This window comes from Martelella sp. AD-3 (assembly GCF_001578105.1).
Lineage (GTDB): Bacteria > Pseudomonadota > Alphaproteobacteria > Rhizobiales > Rhizobiaceae > Martelella.
Genome location: NZ_CP014275.1, coordinates 1,015,569 through 1,034,359, shown reverse-complemented (window position 1 = coordinate 1,034,359; position 18,791 = coordinate 1,015,569). Strand labels below are relative to the sequence as shown.

Annotated in this window: 15 protein-coding genes; 10 read left to right on the top strand and 5 right to left on the bottom strand. The window is 62.7% G+C overall.

Features of this window, described 5'->3' with window-relative positions:
• Positions 1–52 precede the first annotated feature (52 nt).
• A complete protein-coding gene (locus AZF01_RS04705) occupies positions 53–784 on the bottom strand; it encodes a hypothetical protein (RefSeq protein ID WP_024709089.1) in 732 nt (243 codons plus the stop codon).
• A 241-nt stretch (positions 785–1,025) separates the two neighbouring features.
• Between AZF01_RS04705 and AZF01_RS04700 the strand changes: the two genes are divergently transcribed.
• Complete coding sequence (locus AZF01_RS04700) at positions 1,026–2,291, top strand: glycosyltransferase family 4 protein (RefSeq protein WP_051424108.1); 1,266 nt, start codon at positions 1,026–1,028, stop codon at positions 2,289–2,291.
• A 7-nt stretch (positions 2,292–2,298) separates the two neighbouring features.
• Here AZF01_RS04700 and AZF01_RS04695 read toward each other — a convergent pair whose 3' ends face one another.
• Positions 2,299–2,763: an Lrp/AsnC family transcriptional regulator gene (locus AZF01_RS04695; protein WP_024709087.1), complete on the bottom strand. Its 465-nt coding sequence runs from the start codon at positions 2,761–2,763 to the stop codon at positions 2,299–2,301.
• Between the two features lie 208 nt (positions 2,764–2,971).
• Here AZF01_RS04695 and trxB point away from each other — a divergent pair, with 208 nt between their 5' ends.
• The 4 genes from trxB to AZF01_RS04675 all read left to right on the top strand — a co-directional run bounded on the left by trxB (position 2,972) and on the right by AZF01_RS04675 (position 7,877).
• Entirely contained in the window at positions 2,972–3,949 is a 978-nt protein-coding gene (gene trxB, locus AZF01_RS04690) for a thioredoxin-disulfide reductase (RefSeq protein ID WP_024709086.1), read from the top strand.
• A gap of 20 nt (positions 3,950–3,969) precedes the next feature.
• Positions 3,970–4,866 (top strand): LysR family transcriptional regulator VtlR, encoded by an 897-nt coding sequence (locus tag AZF01_RS04685; protein ID WP_024709085.1) that lies wholly within the window; start codon positions 3,970–3,972, stop codon positions 4,864–4,866.
• Positions 4,867–5,622: 756 nt separating this feature from the next.
• Positions 5,623–6,738 carry an alkene reductase gene (locus tag AZF01_RS04680; RefSeq protein WP_024709084.1) on the top strand — a complete coding sequence of 372 codons (1,116 nt, stop codon included), beginning with the start codon at positions 5,623–5,625 and terminating at the stop codon, positions 6,736–6,738.
• 44 nt (positions 6,739–6,782) lie between these two features.
• Positions 6,783–7,877 (top strand): calcium:proton antiporter, encoded by a 1,095-nt coding sequence (locus AZF01_RS04675; protein ID WP_024709083.1) that lies wholly within the window; start codon positions 6,783–6,785, stop codon positions 7,875–7,877.
• A 4-nt stretch (positions 7,878–7,881) separates the two neighbouring features.
• Here the strand turns inward: AZF01_RS04675 and AZF01_RS04670 are convergent, their stop codons facing one another.
• Positions 7,882–8,904, bottom strand: coding sequence for an NAD(P)H-binding protein (locus AZF01_RS04670; RefSeq protein ID WP_024709082.1), 1,023 nt, complete (start codon positions 8,902–8,904; stop codon positions 7,882–7,884).
• A gap of 99 nt (positions 8,905–9,003) precedes the next feature.
• Here AZF01_RS04670 and AZF01_RS04665 point away from each other — a divergent pair, with 99 nt between their 5' ends.
• On the top strand, positions 9,004–9,888 hold the full coding sequence (locus tag AZF01_RS04665) for a LysR family transcriptional regulator (RefSeq protein WP_024709081.1): 885 nt from the start codon (positions 9,004–9,006) through the stop codon (positions 9,886–9,888).
• Between the two features lie 3 nt (positions 9,889–9,891).
• On the opposite strand, the gene AZF01_RS04660 is transcribed toward AZF01_RS04665, so the two are convergent.
• Positions 9,892–11,031, bottom strand: a complete 1,140-nt coding sequence (locus AZF01_RS04660) for a transporter substrate-binding domain-containing protein (RefSeq protein WP_024709080.1) — start codon at positions 11,029–11,031, stop codon at positions 9,892–9,894.
• Positions 11,032–11,157: 126 nt separating this feature from the next.
• Positions 11,158–12,360 (bottom strand): pyridoxal phosphate-dependent aminotransferase, encoded by a 1,203-nt coding sequence (locus tag AZF01_RS04655; RefSeq protein ID WP_024709079.1) that lies wholly within the window; start codon positions 12,358–12,360, stop codon positions 11,158–11,160.
• A gap of 327 nt (positions 12,361–12,687) precedes the next feature.
• Between AZF01_RS04655 and AZF01_RS04650 the strand changes: the two genes are divergently transcribed.
• From AZF01_RS04650 to AZF01_RS04635, 4 genes are all read left to right on the top strand, one after another.
• On the top strand, positions 12,688–13,074 hold the full coding sequence (locus AZF01_RS04650) for a hypothetical protein (RefSeq protein ID WP_152534581.1): 387 nt from the start codon (positions 12,688–12,690) through the stop codon (positions 13,072–13,074).
• A gap of 140 nt (positions 13,075–13,214) precedes the next feature.
• Positions 13,215–14,576 (top strand): NAD(P)-dependent oxidoreductase, encoded by a 1,362-nt coding sequence (locus AZF01_RS04645; protein WP_024709077.1) that lies wholly within the window; start codon positions 13,215–13,217, stop codon positions 14,574–14,576.
• Between the two features lie 11 nt (positions 14,577–14,587).
• Positions 14,588–15,901 (top strand): NAD-dependent dihydropyrimidine dehydrogenase subunit PreA, encoded by a 1,314-nt coding sequence (gene preA / locus AZF01_RS04640; RefSeq protein WP_024709076.1) that lies wholly within the window; start codon positions 14,588–14,590, stop codon positions 15,899–15,901.
• Positions 15,902–16,138: 237 nt separating this feature from the next.
• Entirely contained in the window at positions 16,139–18,787 is a 2,649-nt protein-coding gene (locus AZF01_RS04635) for an EAL domain-containing protein (RefSeq protein ID WP_024709075.1), read from the top strand.
• Positions 18,788–18,791: the final 4 nt, after the last annotated feature.

Sequence of the window (18,791 nt, the reverse complement as noted above, 5' to 3'; positions counted from 1 at the left end):
CAGCGCTTCGGCACGGCCCCTGCCGGAACAGTTCGGCAACAGGCCAGGCGTATCAGCGCCAGTGCTCGTCGATCCACGGCGTGGGACGGGCATATTTATAGATGCGCTTCCACGGTTCCGAGAGCGGCCATTTGCCGATCGCCGCTTCATCGGGATCCGGCTTGCCCGTGAAGGCGACGATCTTCGTCCCTTCCGGGAGCGGCGGTGTGCGCAGAAAATTCAGCGGCCAGGTCGGCAGGAGCGTGTGCTTGAAGCTCACGCACCACGCGCGCGGCCAGAACACCATCCTGTCGACGGCATCGGAAATGTAGACCTGCTCGATCCCGTATTTTTTCCGGATAGACTCGCCGTTTTCTTCGAAATCATTGAAAATGTGGGTATTTCTGCCGACATGCCAGCGAAACACGGAGGTATTGCCAATGCCCTGCCCCATCTGGGTCCAGTTTTCGCAGGCGCAGAATGCCCCGGGTTCGTAATCGAACATCGCGTCCAGCCCGCCCGTGATGACGATATCGAGATCGAGAAACAGCACGTCGCCAGAAAGATCCGCAAGCGGCGCCTGCCAGAGGGAAAGCTTGCGCCAGGGCGTGTAGGCGATGTCATCGGCGATGCGGATGTCGGGCAGCGGGAAGGTCGTCACGTCGGCGTCAATGCCCTCGGCATCATCGGTGAAGCAGACGAGCCGCGTCGGCCGTTTCGTATGCCGCTTGATCATCGACCAGAGACGGTTGACGTAAAGCGCGGGGTATCGCGTTCCCCATTTCATGCATACGACAGTCTGCAACGGGCATCATCCTATGAATGTCGGCGACGCGCGATCCGCTCATCAGGCAAGCCTGTCCGGGTCTTTCGGCCGAAATCGGTTACGTCAGTTCAGGTTTCTGTATTTGAACAAAGCCGGAGCAAAGGCAACCGCTCCGATTCGCTCACCATGTGGAAAAGGCCGGCAATCGATCGGCCGCACAAACATCCCGTTATGAAAAAAAGCCCAGTTCGGTTAAGAAAGTATCCTTGCGGACGAGCCGATGCCCGCCGCAGTCCATGCGGCGATCGTCTGTCTCCGCACGTGCCAAGGCTACACCGACGACCCGCTCGACGTCCAGAGGACGCCGGGCCATTCTTTCCCGACGCGCATGACCGAAAGACACCCGATGATGGACCGCCCGCCCCGCATCCTGCAGCTTCTTCCAGCCCTCGGCGACGGCGGCGTCGAACGCGGCACTGTCGAAATGGCGGCATATCTTGCCGAAAAGGGCATCGAAAACTGGACGGCAAGCGCGGGCGGAGCACTGCTGGCGCCGCTTGAGGCCACCGGCACGCATCATGTCGATCTCAAGGTGGGGCGGAAATCCCCCTTCGCGATCCATGCCAATGCTGGCCGGCTGGCGCGGCTGATCGACGAGAACGAAATCGATATCGTTCACGCCCGTAGCCGCGCGCCTGCCTGGGCCGGCTGGCTCGCCGCGGCAAGGGCAAGGCGCAGGCCCCGCTTCATGACCACCTTTCACGGCGTCTACAGCCACGGCAACCGTTTCAAGCGCGCCTATGCCGGCGTCATGCTGAAGGGGCCTCTGGTGGTCGCCAATTCAGCCTTCATCCGCGACCACATCATCTCTGTCTACGGCTATCCCGCAGAGCGAATCATCCTCGCCCCGCGGGGGGTGGACGCCGCCGTCTTCAACTCCGGCAGGCTGAGCAGTGAGGACATCGCCCTTGCGCGGGCGGAACTTGGCGCGGATGACAGGACGCCCCTGATCGTGATTGTCGGCCGCATCACAGACTGGAAGGGCCACCGCTACCTGATCGAGTCGCTCGCCTTTGCCGAAAACAAGCGTTTCCGCCTCGCCATCGTCGGTTCGGGCAGCGCCGGCGTGATCGGCGAACTGGAAACGCTTGTTGCCGAACTCGACCTTGGCGACCGCGTGACGATTGCCGGCAGCCGGCGGGACATTCCAGCCGTCATGGCGGCCGCCGACATCGCGGTCTCCGCCTCCATCCGCCCCGAAGCCTTCGGCCGGGTGGCGATCGAGGCCGAGGTCATGGGGACGCCGGTGATCGCCACCAATCACGGCGGAAGCCTCGAAACGGTGATCGACGGCAAGACCGGCTATCTGGTGCCGCCGGCCAATCCGAAAGCCCTTGCCGACGCCATCGATGCGGCGCTTTCCGATCCGGAAGGGCTGAAGGAAATGGGCCGCGCCGCCCGTGCTCACGTGCTCGCAAACTTCACCGTCGAAACCATGCTGGAGAAGGAATTCTCCGCCTATGAGCGGCTGATGGCGGCGGGCTGAGACAGGTTCAAAGCGCCACCAGGCCTTCCTTCTTCACCTGGCGGATGGTCAGCATGGTGCGCACCGTGTCGACATGCATGCTGGTGGTCAGCACCTCGATCACGAAATCCTGAAACTGCATCAGGTTCTCCGCGACACAGTGAAGCAGAAAGTCGGTCTCGCCCGAGGTCATCCATGCCTGCCGCACGATCGGCCAGTCGTCGGTCGCCCTCGAAAAGGCCTTCAACTCCGCCTCCGACTGATGCTTCAGCCCCACCATGCAGAAGGCGACGAGATCGTAGCCGAGCCGCGGGGCATTGAGCATGGCATTGTAGCCCTCGATAATGCCTGCCTCCTCGAGCCTGCGCACCCTTCTCAGACAGGGCGGCGCCGAAATGCCCACCCGTTCGGCAAGCTCCACATTGGTCATCCGGCCGTCGCGCTGCAGCTCGCGCAGGATCTTCAGATCGACGGAATCGAGGTCGGCACGCATTGAATTCTCCTGAGGCGGATCCGGGGACGCATTTTGCGCGGAGCACGCAATAATATTACAATATCTCGCATGATTCTTTCAACCGGGCGAAATGGTCTGTTGGTAGGACTTCCATGGCCTTGAAACTGACGCCCGTCCAGCCATAAATGAGCCGAGACGCTGAATTGATCCGGCGCGCCGCTTTACGATCGCGCTGAAAGGATGTGACATGCCCGACCATCATACCAAGGTTCTGATCATCGGTTCCGGCCCCGCCGGCTATACAGCCGCGATCTACGCCGCGCGCGCAATGATGAAACCGATCCTGATCGCCGGCCTCGAGCAAGGCGGCCAGTTGACGATCACCACCGATGTCGAGAACTACCCGGGTTTCGCCGACCCAATCCAGGGCCCCTGGCTGATGGAGCAGATGCTGGCCCAGGCGGAGAATGTCGGCACCGAAATCGTCAACGACGTGGTCTCGAAACTGGACGTCTCCAAACGCCCCTTCATCGCGACGACCGACAGCGGTGAGGTCTTCACCGCCGATACCGTCATCCTTGCCACCGGCGCCAAGGCCAAGTGGCTCGGCCTCGAAAGCGAACAGACATTCAACGGCGGCGGCGTTTCCGCCTGCGCCACCTGCGACGGCTTCTTCTACCGGGGCAAGGATGTGGTGGTCGTCGGCGGCGGCAATTCCGCCGTCGAGGAGGCGCTCTATCTGGCCAACATCGCCAGGACCGTGACGGTGGTGCACAGGCGCGACGAGTTCCGCGCCGAAAAGATTCTGCAGCAGCGCCTCTTCGCGCTCGAAAACGTCAAGGTGATCTGGAACCACGCGGTCGAGGAGATCGTCGGCACCACCGCCGTTCCGCCCCTGCCGCCGTCCGTCACCGGCGTCAGGCTGAAGGACGTGAAGAGCGGCGCGAAGACCACCATCGATGCCGACGGCGTGTTCATCGCCATCGGCCATGCGCCGCAGGTCGACCTGATCCGCGACCAACTGAAGCTGAAGCCGAACGGCTACCTCTGGACCGAACCGGGCACGACGAAGACCAGCGTCGAGGGCGTCTATGGCGCCGGCGACGTTGCCGACGACAATTACCGTCAGGCCGTGACGGCAGCCGGCATGGGATGCATGGCAGCACTTGAAGCGGAGCGCTTCCTGACCGAGCAGAAAACCGGTACATTGGCGGCCGCGGAGTAGAATTCATGAAAAGCACGAGCATGCCTCTGGATTGGGACAAGCTGCGCATCTTCCATGCGGCAGCGGAGGCGGGCTCGTTCACCCACGCGGCCGACAAGCTGCATCTTTCCCAGTCGGCCATCAGCCGCCAGGTCAGCGCGCTTGAGCAGGATGTCGGCGTCAAGCTGTTCCACCGCCATGCCCGCGGCCTGATCCTCACGGAACAGGGCGAGCTTCTCTACCGCACCGCCCATGACGTGCTCCTGAAGCTCGAGGGCGTGCGCTCGCGGCTGACGGAAACCAAGGAGAAGCCGTCCGGCAAGCTGAGGGTGACGACCACGGTCGGACTCGGACAGGGATGGCTTACGGACAAGGTGCAGGAATTCCTGCAGCTCTATCCCGACATGCAGATCCAGCTCATCCTCGACAACGAGGAACTGGACGTGAACATGCGCCACGCCGATTGCGCGATCCGCCTGCGCCAGCCGCAGCAGCCGGATCTGATCCAGCGCAAGCTGTTTACCGTGCACATGCATGTCTACGCCTCGCCCTCCTATATCAACCGCCATGGCGAGCCGCAGTCGATCGAGGATCTCGACAACCACCGCATCATCACCTTCGGCGAGCCGGCGCCGGCCTATCTGCTTGACGTGAACTGGCTGGAAATCGCCGGGCGCTCGCCCGACAATCCGCGCCCGGCGCACCTGCAGATCAATTCGCTCACCTCGATCAAGCGCGCGGCGCTGCTCGGCATCGGCATCGTCATGCTGCCGGATTACATCGTCGGGCGCGACCCGGGCCTCCTGCAGCTCGTCACCCATGCGGATGTGCCGAGCTTCGACACCTATTTCTGCTATCCCGACGAGATGAAGAATTCGGCCAAGCTGAAGGTCTTCCGCGACTTCATCGTCGCCAAGTCGCGCAACTGGAGCTTCTGAAGAAGCGCCGCCTCCGGGTCATTTCTTTTTCACGCCGTCTCTCGGATCGCCCGCTTGTGCGAACTGATCAACGAGTCAAGCGGGCGCCAGCGCCGATTCCCGGCCAAAACTAGCCTATTTTTTAGGCGTTTGCCAAGACTGCTTCTGATTGGTCAATTTCAGCTGCAAATTTCATTTCCTGCATGGCAGCCATGCAGAAAATCGCATTGCAGAATGCCTAATTCGGGGGCATACCGCACATAGCTGATGCAGTTGGTGCCCAACTTCTCCCTGGTGCACCGCAGCAGCTGTTCCCCTCTGGAGGTTTTGAGAGACCTTCTAACTCAAAGGGCCCCGTTTTTCGGTGGCCCTCTTTTTTTGCCCGCGATTCCCTGTTCTTTTTTTTCGCATTTCGAGATGAAAACTGTTGCAACGCGCACAAAAAAGAACCATATCCTGAGTTAGCTGATGCATACGGCGACGGCTTTTTGAGTCTCGCTGCAGCAGCTGTTCCCCTCTGGAGGTTTTACCTTCACACCTAACAAGGGCCCCGTTTGGAGGCCCTTTTTTTTGCCTTGCGTCAGGGTGTGAGCCGCAAGGTTTCCCCGGTGATTCCGCGCGTATACGCTTTCTTGTCTTTTATGGTCTAGAAGAACGGGACCTTTGGGGGCGAACCGGCATTCGGGAGCCATTTCGGGGCGACAGCAAAATTGCGCATATGTCCGGCGTAGGCTACACATGACAGAGCTTCGGGGGCCCGAGACGGAAAGGAATTGAATGGCCAATCTTTTTGATCCCATCACGATCGGCGATGTCACTCTCGAAAACCGCATCATCATGGGCCCGCTGATGCGCAACCGCTCCCCTGATGCCGTCCCGAACGCGCTCAATGTCGAATACTACCGTCAACGCGCGACGGCCGGCCTTATCGTCTCCGAAGCAACCGCCATCACCGAACAGGGCCAGGGCTATTCCCATGCGCCGGGCATCTACAGCGACGCCTCTGTCGAGGGTTGGCAGAACGTGACGAAGGCCGTCCACGAGCAGGGCGGCAAGATCTTCTGCCAGCTGATGCATGTCGGCCGGATTTCGCACAAGTCGCTGCAGCCCTTCGGCGATCCGCCTGTCGCCCCCTCCGCCATCCAGGCCCGCGCCAAGACCTTCGTCGTCTATTCCGACGGCACCAGCGACTTCATCGAAACCTCGATGCCGCGCCAGCTCAAGCCCTACGAAATCTCCGGCATCATCGAGGATTACCGCCGCGCCGCCGCCCGCGCCATGGAGGCCGGTTTCGACGGCGTCGAAATCCACGGCGCCAATGGTTATCTCGTCGACCAGTTCCTGCGTTCCGGCACGAACCAGCGCACCGACCTTTACGGCGGGCCGCTGGAGAACCGCGCGCGCTTCATGTTCGACATCGTCGGCGCCATCTCGCGCGAGATCGGCCCCGGACGCACGGCCATCCGTCTTTCACCCGTTGCGCCGTCAAACGACATTTTCGACGAAAAGCCGCAGGCGCTGTTCAATTATCTGGCAAGCCAGCTGAGCGCCTACGATCTCGCCTATATCCATATCATCGAGGGTGCTACCGGCGGCGATCGCGGCTACCAGCAGGGCCCGGAACCGTTCAATTACGAGGAGATGCGGGAAACCTACTACCGCACCGACGGATCCGGCGCATGGATGGTCAATAACGGCTATGACCGGCAGCTCGCCATCGACGCGCTGGAAAAGGAACGCGCAGATCTGATCTGCTTCGGCCGCCCGTTCGTCGCAAATCCCGATCTTGTGCGCCGGCTGCGGATCAATGCGCCGCTCAATGCGTTGGATCAGAGGACGCTGTTCGGCGGCGATGAGAAGGGCTATACCGACTATCCCGTGCTCGGCGGCTGAACATCTTGGGCCCGCCCGGGCGCGAAGACGGGGTCGTTTCGACAATGCTGAAATTCCTGCGCGGTGAAATCCTGCTTCTGCAGGCGGTTCCGGTCGCCCTTATCGCCTATCTGTTCGAACATGCCGTCATGGAGGCCGGACAGGCGTTCGCTTTGGTCGCCGCCGCGGCCTTGATCGTCTCGATCGCCACGGCCTCCATGCGCGTTGCCCACCACGCCGAAATCCTCGCCGCCAAGGCGGGCGAGCCTTATGGCACGATGATCCTGACGCTGTCTGCGGTTCTGGTCGAGGTGCTGATCCTGGTGATCATGATGCAGCAGACGCAGCAGCCGACGCTGGTGCGCGACACGATCTATTCCGCCGTCATGCTCGACATCAACGGCATTCTCGGGCTGGCCGCACTCCTCGGCGGACTGAAGCACGGCGAACAGTCCTATAACGACGATTCCGGCCGCACCTATTCAGTGATGATCCTGACGGCCATGGGCATCTCCATGATCGTGCCCGACTTCGTGCCGAAGGAAAGCTGGCACTATTATTCAGCCTTCACCATCGTCGCCATGCTGGCGCTTTATGCCGTCTTCCTGAAGATGCAGGTTGGGCAGCACAGCTATTTCTTCTCCTACCGCTACCCGAAAATGCGCCAGGGCGCGGAGCAGAGCGCGGCGGACGAGGAGGAACACGGGCCCACGGCGCTTTCGGTCGGCGTGATTCTCGTCGGCGTGGCGCTGATCGGCCTCCTGGCGGAATTCATGTCCGCCTTCCTGACGGACGGGCTTGAGGGCACAGGCGCGCCGCTGGCGCTGACGGCCATTCTGGTGGCTGCGATCGCCGCCGGACCGGAGATCCTTACCGCGCTCCGTGCGGCGCTCAAGAACCGGATGCAGGCCGTGGTCAACATCGCGCTCGGCGCCTCCCTGTCAACGGTGATCCTGACCGTCCCCGTGGTCGAAGCGATCGCGCTTTTCACCGGCCAGCCCTTCACCATGGCCATGACCCCGGTTCAGATCACCATGGTCGCCATCACCCTGGTCGCCGCCGCCATCAATGTCAGTGACGGCGAGACCAACGCGATCGAGGGCATGACCCATTTCGTTCTGTTTGCCACCTTCATCATGCTCTCCTTTCTCGGGCTTTGACGGCTCAGGCAGCGCTTGGCTGCCCTGCGCCGTCTTCCGCCGGCAGCGTCACCCCGAGATCTTCCAGGGCAATTGCGATCGCATCATCGAGCGGGGTGTGCGGTTCGTGGCCCAGAAAGGCCGCCAGCTTGTCGTTCTTCATATGCAACGGCGCACGCCACAGATAACGGATTTCCAGGATTTCCCGCATCAGCGCAACGAAGGGCGCAAGCAGGGGCACCAGAAACCACGGAAACGGTCGCACGGGCAGATCCGCCCTTCCCGACACGCGCCGGATGGCCTCGGCCATGCGATTGCCGTCCTCGTCCCAATGCCCCTCAAAGTGAAAATTGGCGTAGGACGGCAATTCTTTCGCGCGCGCATCGAGTGCTGCGAAGGTCTCGCCGAGATCCGGCAGATAGGCCCATTGGTGGCCGACGCCGGGCGCGCTCAGCCGGGTCACCGAGCGGAGCGGCCTGCCGGGCTTCACCATCTGACCGAACCAGCTGTTGGCCCCGCTGGCTCCGCCGAAAAAATCCCCTGCCCTGACGAGAATGACCTGCGTGCCGTTCCAGGCCGCTTCCCTGAGGCGCGCCTCCGCCTCGATCCGGATGCGGCCCTTGCGGGTCGTCGCGTTCTGCGGACTGTCTTCCGCCGGCTCCGGCAGGGCGTCCGGCCCGAAATTGTAGACCGTACCCGGGAACAGGATGCGGGCGCGATTGGCCTTCGCCGCCGTGATCGTGTTGTCGAGCATGGGCAGGACAAGCTTTTTCCAGTTGCGATAACCCGGCGGATTGACGCCGTGGAAAATGAGCGTTGCGCCCTCGGCCGCCGCCATCACATCTGAAAGCGCCATGGCATCACCGGCCACCCATTCATAGGCCGGGAATTTGCGCGCCTGTTTTTCGGGATCGCGGTTCATGGCGCGGATGCGATAGCCGCGCCGGCTGAGCGCTCCGGCGACCGCGCCGCCCACGCCGCCGCTGGCGCCGAGGATCAGGGCGAGCGGACGCGTCACAAGCGCATTGCGGGAGTTGGTCTCTGTCATCGGTTCATTCCTTTGCCGTTCTGTTCAGTGAAGCCATGATCGGCGAAATCACCCTGCAACGGAATTGTATAAAAATGTGTCCATGCTATACGTATTTGTATGGAGAAAACGAGTTGGGATCATTACCGCACTTTGCTGGCGGTGCTCGATACGGGCACGCTTTCGGGCGCCGCGCGCCGGCTTGGACTGACCCAGCCGACTGTCGGCCGCCATATCGAGGCGCTGGAGGCGGAAGCCGGGCAGCAATTGTTCACCCGCTCGCAGCGCGGGCTGGAACCGACGGATACGGCGCGCGCCATGCGCCACCTCGCCGAGGCCATGGCAGCCTCTGCCGACGCAATCCGCCGCACGGCATCGGAAAGCCGAAGCGCGGTTGCCGGCGCCGTCAGGATCAGCGCTTCCGATGTCATCGCGATCGAGGTTCTGCCCGAGATCCTGGCGCCCCTGATGGAGGCCCACCCCGCGCTCGACATCGAGGTTTCGGTCTCCGACGCGGTGGAGGACCTGCTGGCGCGCAAGGCCGATATCGCGCTGCGCATGGTGGAGCCGAAGCAGGAGGCGTTGCTGGTGCGCCATATCGGCACGATCCCGATCGGCTGTTTTGCCCGCAAGGAGGTGATTGAGCGCCATGGCGCTCCCGGCACGCTCGAAGAGGTCGAAAAGCTCCCGACCATCGGCTTCGATCACGAGCTGGTCTATATCCGCGAGGCGTTGGACGCCTTCGGCGACCTGAAAATGCCGGCATTCGACTTCCGCTCGGACAGCAATCTCGCCCAGCTTGCGGCGATCCGCGCAGGCTGCGGCTTCGGTTTCTGCCAGGCCCCGATAGGCCGGCGCGATCCCCGCCTTGAGGAGGTGCTGGCGGGACAGGTGCCGCTCAGCCTGCCCCTTTGGGTGGTGATGCACGAGGACCTGCGCCGCTCTCCGCGCTGCCGGGTGACCTTCGATGCGCTGGTGACGGGTCTCAAGGCCTATATCGGGTGACGGTCAGCGCCCGTCCGCCGGCAGGTAGCGATCGACGATCAGGTGCCATTGCTCGCTCTCCAGCGTCGACAGGATGGCGATATTGACCGCCTTGCGCGCCGGATCGTCCTGCGGGAGGATCAGCCCGTAGTTCTGCTGTGAGAAGGAAAGCCCGGCCAGATAGAGCCCGGACTCGTTGCGAAGCCCCCATTGCAGAGCCGCCCGGTCATAGACGAAGGCGTCGATTTCGCCATGGTTCAGCGCGGCAAGCCCGGTATCCAGATCCGGATAGTCATGCGGAGCGACATGGAGGATGTCGAGTTCGGAGGCCGCCGAAGACCCCGTGACCGTTCCGACCTTCAGGCCGCCGAGATCGCCGACGCTCTCGATCGCGCTGGTGCTGATCGAGGAGGTCAGCCCCGCGGCAAGCTGCGCCGTCGTGATCGCCGCCAGGATCAGAGCCGCGAACATCCAGAACATGGCCAGAAGCCGGCCGAGAAAGGTTACCGGCGCCTTGTCGCCGTAACCGACCGTGGTCATCGTCACCGTCGCCCACCAGAAACCGGAAAAGACGCCGCGCGCGGGGCGCGGCTCGAACTGTTCGGGATTGGCCCGCCGCTCCAGAAGCCAGATCAACGCGCCGATGATGAAGACGGGGCCGGTCAGAAGGCCGAGCATGTAGAGAAAGGCCGGCGAGGTCAGGAGTTCCAGCATGAAGCGCGGCCCGAGCCGGTCGACGAGCCGGAGCGCAACGCCGATGCTGCCGCTGTAATAGGGCTGGGAGAAATCGATCACCGCCTCGTCGCGCGCATTGATCGGCACGGGGCCGATCGCCGCGCCAAGCGTCCCGTCCGCAACCCGCGCAACCATGTCGGCGGGATCGGTCTCGACGAAGCGATAGTCGGTGTTCAGATTGCGGCTGAGCGCATTCATCAGGTCGACGCCGAGCCCGTACCATGACCCATCCCGATCCTGCATCACGAAAGGCGGAACGGCGTGGACGCCGATCGCCACCGGCGCCTTTGCGGCGGCTGCGCCCGTCTCGTCCGCCGCTTGCTGCGCCCGGACGCCGCCGGCCAAGAAGACAAGGAACAGCAGGGCGACAAGGCGGAAAAGACCTTGGGCAAGGGAAAGGCTCGATACGGAGAAGACGCTCAGTTTCATGACATCCGGGCTCTGTGGTGGACAACCACGGCTATAGCGCCAATGACATTGCCTGTTAAGCGCGACCGCCACGAAAAAGGGGCGCGCCGATGGCACGCCCCCATGACGCTCGTAAAGATCGCTTGCCTACCGGCAGGCGGCGCAGAAGCGCTGGATGCGGTTGCAGGCCTCTTCCAGCTCGGCTTCCGAGGTTGCGTAGGAGATGCGGAAGTTCGGGCCGAGGCCGAAGGCCGAGCCGTGAACGACGGCGACGCCTTCAGATTCCAGGAGCTCGGTAACGAAATCCTCGTCCGTCTCCATCACCTTGCCGGTCGGCGCGGTCTTGCCCATCAGGCCCGCGCAGGAGGGGTAGACGTAGAACGCGCCTTCGGGAACCGGGCACTCGATGCCGGTCGCCTGGTTAAGCATGGAAACCACCAGGTCGCGGCGCTTCTCGAAGGCGGCCTTGCGCTCGGGGATGAACTCCTGCGTGCCGTTCAGCGCCTCGACGGAGGCCCATTGCGCGATCGAGCAGGCGCCGGATGTCTGCTGGCTCTGGATCGTCGTCATCGCCTTGATCAGCACTTCCGGGCCCGCGGCATAGCCGATGCGCCAGCCGGTCATGGCATAGGCCTTGGACACGCCGTTCATGGTGAGCGTGCGGTCGTAAAGGCCGGGCTCAACCTCTGCCGGCGTGACGAATTTGAAATCGCCGTAAGTCAGATGCTCGTACATGTCGTCGGTCAGCACCCAGACGTTCTCGTGGCGCATCAGCACGTCCGTCAGCCCCTTCAGCTCGTCATGGGTATAGGCGGCGCCCGAGGGGTTCGACGGCGAGTTGAAGATGAACCATTTGGTGTTCGGCGTGATCGCCTTTTCCAGATCTTCGGCCTGAAGCTTGTAGTTGTCTTCCTTTTTTGCGGAAACGAAGACCGGCGTGCCGCCGCAAAGCGCCACCATTTCCGGATAGGAGACCCAGTAAGGGGCCGGAATGACGACTTCATCGCCCGGGTTCAGCGTTGCCATGAAGGCGTTGAACAGGATCTGCTTGCCGCCCGTGCCGACGATCGTCTGCGAGGGCTTGTAGTCGAGATTGTTCTCGCGCTTGAACTTGGCGACGATCGCCTCGCGCAGCGGCTGGATGCCGGGAACGGGCGTGTACTTTGTCTCGCCGCGATTGATCGCCTCGATGGCCGCCTGCTTGATGTTGTCCGGCGTGTCGAAATCGGGTTCGCCGGCGCCGAGGCTGATGACATCGCGCCCTTTCGCTTTGAGGTCGCGTGCTTTCTGCGCCACGGCGATGGTGGCAGAGGGCTTCACACGAGAAAGGGCGTCAGCAAGAAGGGCCATTTTCAATGTCCTGATGTCTAGATTGAACCTTGGAAAGCCGCCGGATCGCGGCATTTTTTCCAAGTGCATGGTCTAAGCCCAATTTACCCGCCGTTTCAAGCGCTATCCTCGGTTCCTGCCCGATTCCGGGCCGGTTGTGCCCTTCGAGAAACGCCGGCTGGCAGCGCAAGGCCAGGTTCCGCACGCCGCGCCTCAAAGCCCGCAGCGGTTAACCACGCCATGATTCCGCCCCAAAATGGGTCCGCTTCAACCAGCTTTGATCCAGAAGCCGTCGCAATTCCATGGCCTTGTGGCAGGCGTCAAACGACCGGATGAAGGAGAAGGCCAATGTGGACGACAACGCAAATGTTGAAGGCGGTTCGGCAAGCAAGGTGGAAAGGCGGGCTTCTGGCTTTGGCGATGCTGGGCACGCCTGCGCTGATGGCCATGGCGCCGTTTCCGGCCGCCGCCCGCGCCGGCATCGACGCCGCGCCGCTTGCCGCCGCCGACCCGGCATCGTCGTTCTTTTCCGAATACCTGCCCTTCGCAGGCTCTTCCGGCAGCGCCTACCACGACATTATCGGCCATGCGCTTGCCCGCGATCTCCTGATCGGCGCAATGCTGGCGATCGCAATCGCCATGGTCGCCGGCGCATCCTTTCTGTGGCGGGAAAACGTCAATCACCTGCGCGAGGATGCGGACCGCAAGAAACGCGGCGCCCTCGATATCTTCTGACCGGCGCTTCGAGCAACCAAGCAGAACGCATTGGCCGAGCTCCTCTCCGGCGGCCATATGCGGCAAACTTTTACCGTTTGATAAAATTTTTATTTCGCGCTAGCATTCCCTCAATAACCTTAAAAACGGGGAACATTGCGATGCGAAATCCGGAACCTGCCTTGAAGGGCGGGCGCTTGGCGCCCGATATCTATCACAGGAATTTTGCCGACCTGCACCCGCCGCTCGACCGGCATGAGGCGGCGGTCGAGGCCGACCGCTGCTATTTCTGTTACGACGCGCCGTGCATGACGGCCTGTCCCACCGCCATCGATATCCCGCTGTTCATCCGCCAGATATCGACCGACAATCCGCTGGGTGCGGCCAAGACCATCTTCGACCAGAACATTTTCGGCGGCATGTGCGCCCGGGTCTGTCCCACCGAGACGCTGTGCGAGGAAGCCTGCGTGCGCAACACGGCGGAGGAGAAGCCGGTGGAGATCGGCCTTCTCCAGCGCTACGCCACCGATACGGCGATGGCCGAAAACAGGCAGTTCTACACCCGCGCCCACGAGACCGGAAAGCGCGTCGCCGTGGTCGGCGCGGGCCCGGCGGGCCTTGCCTGCGCCCATCGCCTCGCCATGGTCGGCCATGACGTGATCGTGCTTGAAGCCAAGGAGAAACCCGGCGGCCTCAACGAATACGGCCTTGCCGCCTACAAGACGGTCGATGATTTCGCCCGGAAGGAGATCGCCTATCTGCTTGAAATCGGCGGGATCGAGATCCGGGGCGGGCAGATGCTCGGGCGCGATTTTACCCTCGAAGAGCTGCGTCGCGACTATGATGCGGTCTTCCTCGGCATGGGCCTCGGCGGCGTCAACGAACTTGGCATCCCCGGCGAAGATCTGGCGGCTTGCGAGAACGCCGTCGATTTCATCGCGGCGATCCGCCAGGCCGATGATCTGTCCAATATCGCCGTCGGCAGCCATGTCGTGGTGCTCGGCGGCGGCATGACGGCGATTGATGCGGCCGTCCAGGCCAAGCTTCTCGGCGCGGACGAGGTGACGCTCTGCTACCGGCGCGGCGCGGATGCCATGGGCGCCTCGCAATTCGAGCAGGACCTTGCCGCCTCGCGCGGCGTCTTCATCCGCCACTACCTCGCGCCGAAGGAAATCATCGGCGAGGACGGACGCGTTTCCGGCGTGCTGTTCGAGCATACGGAAATCCGCAACGGCAAGCTCGTCGGCACCGACGAGACCGGCGTGATTGCCGCCGACCACGTGCTGAAGGCAATCGGCCAGACCTTCGTCACCGAGCATCTTGAAGGCCTGAAGCTGGAGCACGGCCGCATCGCCGTCGACGCAGAAGGCCGGACGTCGCTGGCCGATGTCTGGGCCGGCGGCGACTGCGTCAGGCGCGGCGAGGACCTGACCGTCACCTCGGTCGCCCAAGGGCGAGACGCCGCGATTTCCATCAATCACGTTCTGGCGGGCGAAGCGCCGCTGGCAAGCGCCGTGGCCTGAGGAGAACGACAATGGCTGATCTCAGAAACAATTTCGTCGGCATCAAATCGCCCAACCCCTTCTGGCTCGCCTCCGCGCCGCCGACGGACAAGGCCTATAATGTCGAGCGCGCCTTTCGCGAGGGCTGGGGTGGCGTGGTGTGGAAGACGCTCGGCGAGGAAGGCCCGCCGGTCGTCAATGTCAACGGCCCGCGCTACGGCGCGATCTGGGGCGCCGACCGCCGGCTGCTCGGCCTCAACAATATCGAACTGATCACCGACCGCGATCTCTATCTGAACCTGCGCGAGATCAAGGAAGTCAAGAGCCGCTGGCCGGATCGCGCCATCGTGGTCTCGATCATGGTCCCTTGCGAGGAGGAAAGCTGGAAGGCGATCCTGCCGCTGGTGGAAGAGACCGGCGCGGACGGGATCGAGCTCAATTTCGGCTGTCCCCACGGCATGTCCGAGCGCGGCATGGGGGCTGCCGTCGGCCAGGTGCCGGAATATGTCGAGATGGTGGTGCGCTGGTGCAAGCAATATACGCGCATGCCGGTGATCACCAAGCTGACGCCGAACATCACCGATATCCGCCATTCCGCCCGCGCGGCGCATCGCGGCGGCACGGACGCCGTGTCGCTGATCAATACGATCAACTCCATCGTCTCGGTCGACCTCGACACTTTCGCGCCGAACCCGACGGTCGGCGGCAAGGGCACCCATGGCGGCTATTGCGGCCCGGCGGTGAAGCCGATCGCGCTCAACATGGTGGCCGAGATCGCCCGCGACCCGGAAACGGCGGGCCTGCCGATCTCCGGTATTGGCGGCATCACCACCTGGCGGGACGCGGCCGAATTCATGGTGCTTGGCGCCGGCAATGTGCAGGTCTGCACCGCGGCGATGACCTATGGCTTCAAGATCGTCAAGGAGATGATCTCCGGCCTTGAGGCCTGGATGGACACGAAGGGTTTTGCCACGCTCGACGAGATCTCGGGCCGCGCCGTGCCGAATGTCACCGACTGGCAGTACCTGAACCTCAATTCCATCACCAAGGCCCGCATCGACCAGGACGCCTGCATCAAATGCGGCCGCTGTCACATTGCCTGCGAGGACACCTCGCACCAGGCGATCACCGCGATGGTCGACGGCGAGCGCCACTTCATGGTGAAGGAAGAGGATTGCGTCGGCTGCAATCTCTGCGTCAACGTCTGTCCCGTCGAGAACTGCATCGACATGGTGACGCTTGCGCCGGGCGAAACGGACCGGCGCACCGGCGAGACGGTTTCCGCCGACTATGCCAACTGGACGTCGCACCCGAACAACCCGATGGCAACGAAGGCGGCGGAATAAGCAAACCAGGAAAACAATAACATGCGAGAAAGCCATGAGGTCGCGCCGGCCTCGTGGCTTTTATAGTCTCTACTAAACAGTTATATTTAGAGATAGATCAAAAATAAAACTCTAAAATACTTATATTTATTCAGAATATTAAGTATATATATGGGATAAAAATCTTTTTACATTGATTTCGCCTTACAATTTCCTGCAGCATGCGAAGCACGACAGGAGACGGGAGCAGGCGAGAGAATGCTGAAGCCGGCAGCACGGCGACGAAAAAGGCCTTACCGGTTGGCGCCGAGCGACATTCTCGCTCTGGCCGTCGTCGCGCTCGTGCTCGGCTCGATGATCGTCGCCAATCGCCAGGCCGAACGCAATTTCACCGAGAACCTGCGGCTGAAAACATCGGAGCGCATGGCGGTTTCCACGGCGCGCCTTGAGGCGGATCTGAAAGAGAACCTCCGGCTGGTCGAGGGGATGGGCGTTGCGCTGTCGTTCGAGCCCGAAATCGATGCCGACCGTTTCGCGCAGCTGGCCGACAAGCTGGTCGAGGGCCACAACGCGATCGCAAGCATTGCGCTCGCCCGCGACCTCAAGATCACCATGGTCTATCCGCTCGAGGAAAACCGGGAGGCGATCGGGCTGGACTACCGCGACCGTCCGGAACAGCTTGCCGCCATCGACAAGGCATTGCTCGCGCGCGGCCCGGTCGTTGACGGTCCGATCGTGCTGGTTCAGGGCGGCTCGGCGCTTCTCGCCTACTATCCGCTCTATGACGGCGAGGACAGCGAGACCTGGGGCCTTCTCTCGGCAATCGTCGCGCTCGAAGCGCTTTTCGCCGACCGGTCGATCACCGCGCGCCATCCCGATCTTGACCTCGCGCTCGCCAAGAACGGTCCCGACGGCGCGCCGGCCGATATCCTTTTCGGACGGCAGGCGGTGTTCGACGCCAAACCGGTGACGCAAGAAATCAGGCTTGCGAATACGCAATGGACGCTCGCCGCCGTGCCGAAGACCGGCTGGGACGAACCGGTTTCCGCGGCGCTGCCGCGACAGATCATGATCGGCGCGATCGGCCTTGTCATCACAGCAGCCGTTATCGGCATCGCCTGGCTGATGCGCCTGCGCCAGCGGAATCTCGCAAAGCTCGGCCGGCTTTCGCGACGCATGCAGCTCGCCCTCGACGCCTCTAAAATCGGCGTCTGGGAGATGGAACTGGAAAGCGGCGAGGCCATCTGGGACAAGCGGATGTACGCGCTTTACGGCAAGTCGCCCGATTGCGGGGAAAAGCCCATGCAGATCTGGTCCGGACGGCTCCATCCCGACGACATCACCAAGGAAAAGGCGCGCATGGAGATCACCATCGCCGAGGGAGAGGATTTCCGCGATACCTTCCGGATCGTACTGGATGATGGAGAGACGCACCATATGCAGGTCTTCGGCACATTCTACCGCGACCCGGCCGGCGCCGACAGGATGATCGGCGTCAACTGGGATATCACCGAGGATGTCAGGCTTCACGAAGAGCTGAAACGGGCAAATGTCGAAGCGCGCCAGAAGAACGCGGCTCTTGAGGAGGCGCAGAAGGTTCTGCGCCACAATGCGCTGCACGACGCGCTGACGGGTCTTGCCAACCGGCGCCATCTCGGCGAGGCCTTTGCCGGAGAGACCGGCGCGGCAACCGGCCACGGCGGCCCGCGCTACGCCGTGCTGCACGTCGATCTCGACCGCTTCAAGGAGATCAATGATACGCTCGGCCATGCCGCCGGCGACGCCATGCTGCGCCACAGCGCCAACATGCTGCGCAGTATCGCCGGCCCCCATGATTTCCTCGCCCGTGTCGGCGGCGACGAGTTCACGCTTGTTACCGGGTGGGACGGCAATGTCGAGTGGCTGACGCGGCTGGCGCAGGAGATCATCCGCGCCCTTGGCAGGCCGCTTCAGTACGGCGAACACCATGTGCGCGTCAGCGCCAGCGTCGGCATTGCCTGGATCGACGGCGAGACAGTCACGATGCGCGATGCGCTCGTCAATGCCGGCATCGCCCTTTATGAAGCCAAGCGCATGGGCCGCAACCAGTTCGTGGTCTTCGACGCGACGCTGCGCAATATCGCGATCACCAACAAGAAGGTGGCAGACGAATTGCTGGCGGCCCTTGAGGACGACCAGTTCGAGGTATTCTACCAGCCGCAGATTTCCGCGCGCTCCATGGAGATCACGGGGGTCGAGGCGCTGGTGCGCTGGCGCCACCCGACCCGGGGCCAGCTCGCGCCGAGCCATTTCATCGGCACCGCCGAAACGACCGGATCGATCGCCCGCATCGACGCGGTGGTGCTGAACAAGGCGAGCCGCCAGTTCCAGGCCTGGATGCAGACCGGTCTCGGCATTCCGCATATCTCCGTCAACATCTCGGCCCAAAGGCTGATCGATCCCGCGCTCTTGCAGGGGATCGCCGAAAGCCGGCTTTCGCCCGGCCAACTCTGCATCGAGCTTCTCGAATCAATTTCCTTTGATGATCAGGACACCAGTCTGGAGAACGCCGTGGCGGCGATCAAGGCGCTCGGGGTCGATGTCGAGATTGATGATTTCGGCACCGGCTACGCCTCGATCCTCAGCCTGCTTTCCCTGTCGCCGAAACGGCTCAAGATCGACCGGCAACTGGTGCTGCCGATCACAACCGGCCAGAGCCAGCGCCGCCTGGTCGCCTCGATCATCGAGATCGGCAAGGCGCTGGGCATCGAGGTGATCGCGGAAGGCGTGGAAACGGCAGAGCATGCGCGCATCCTGCGCGACCTCGGCGTCGACGCCTTTCAGGGCTATTTCTTCGCCCCGCCGCTCTCGGCCGAGGCTCTGATGCGCTTTGCGCGAGAGAGGACATGGCTGGCGCAAACCTCGTAAGGGC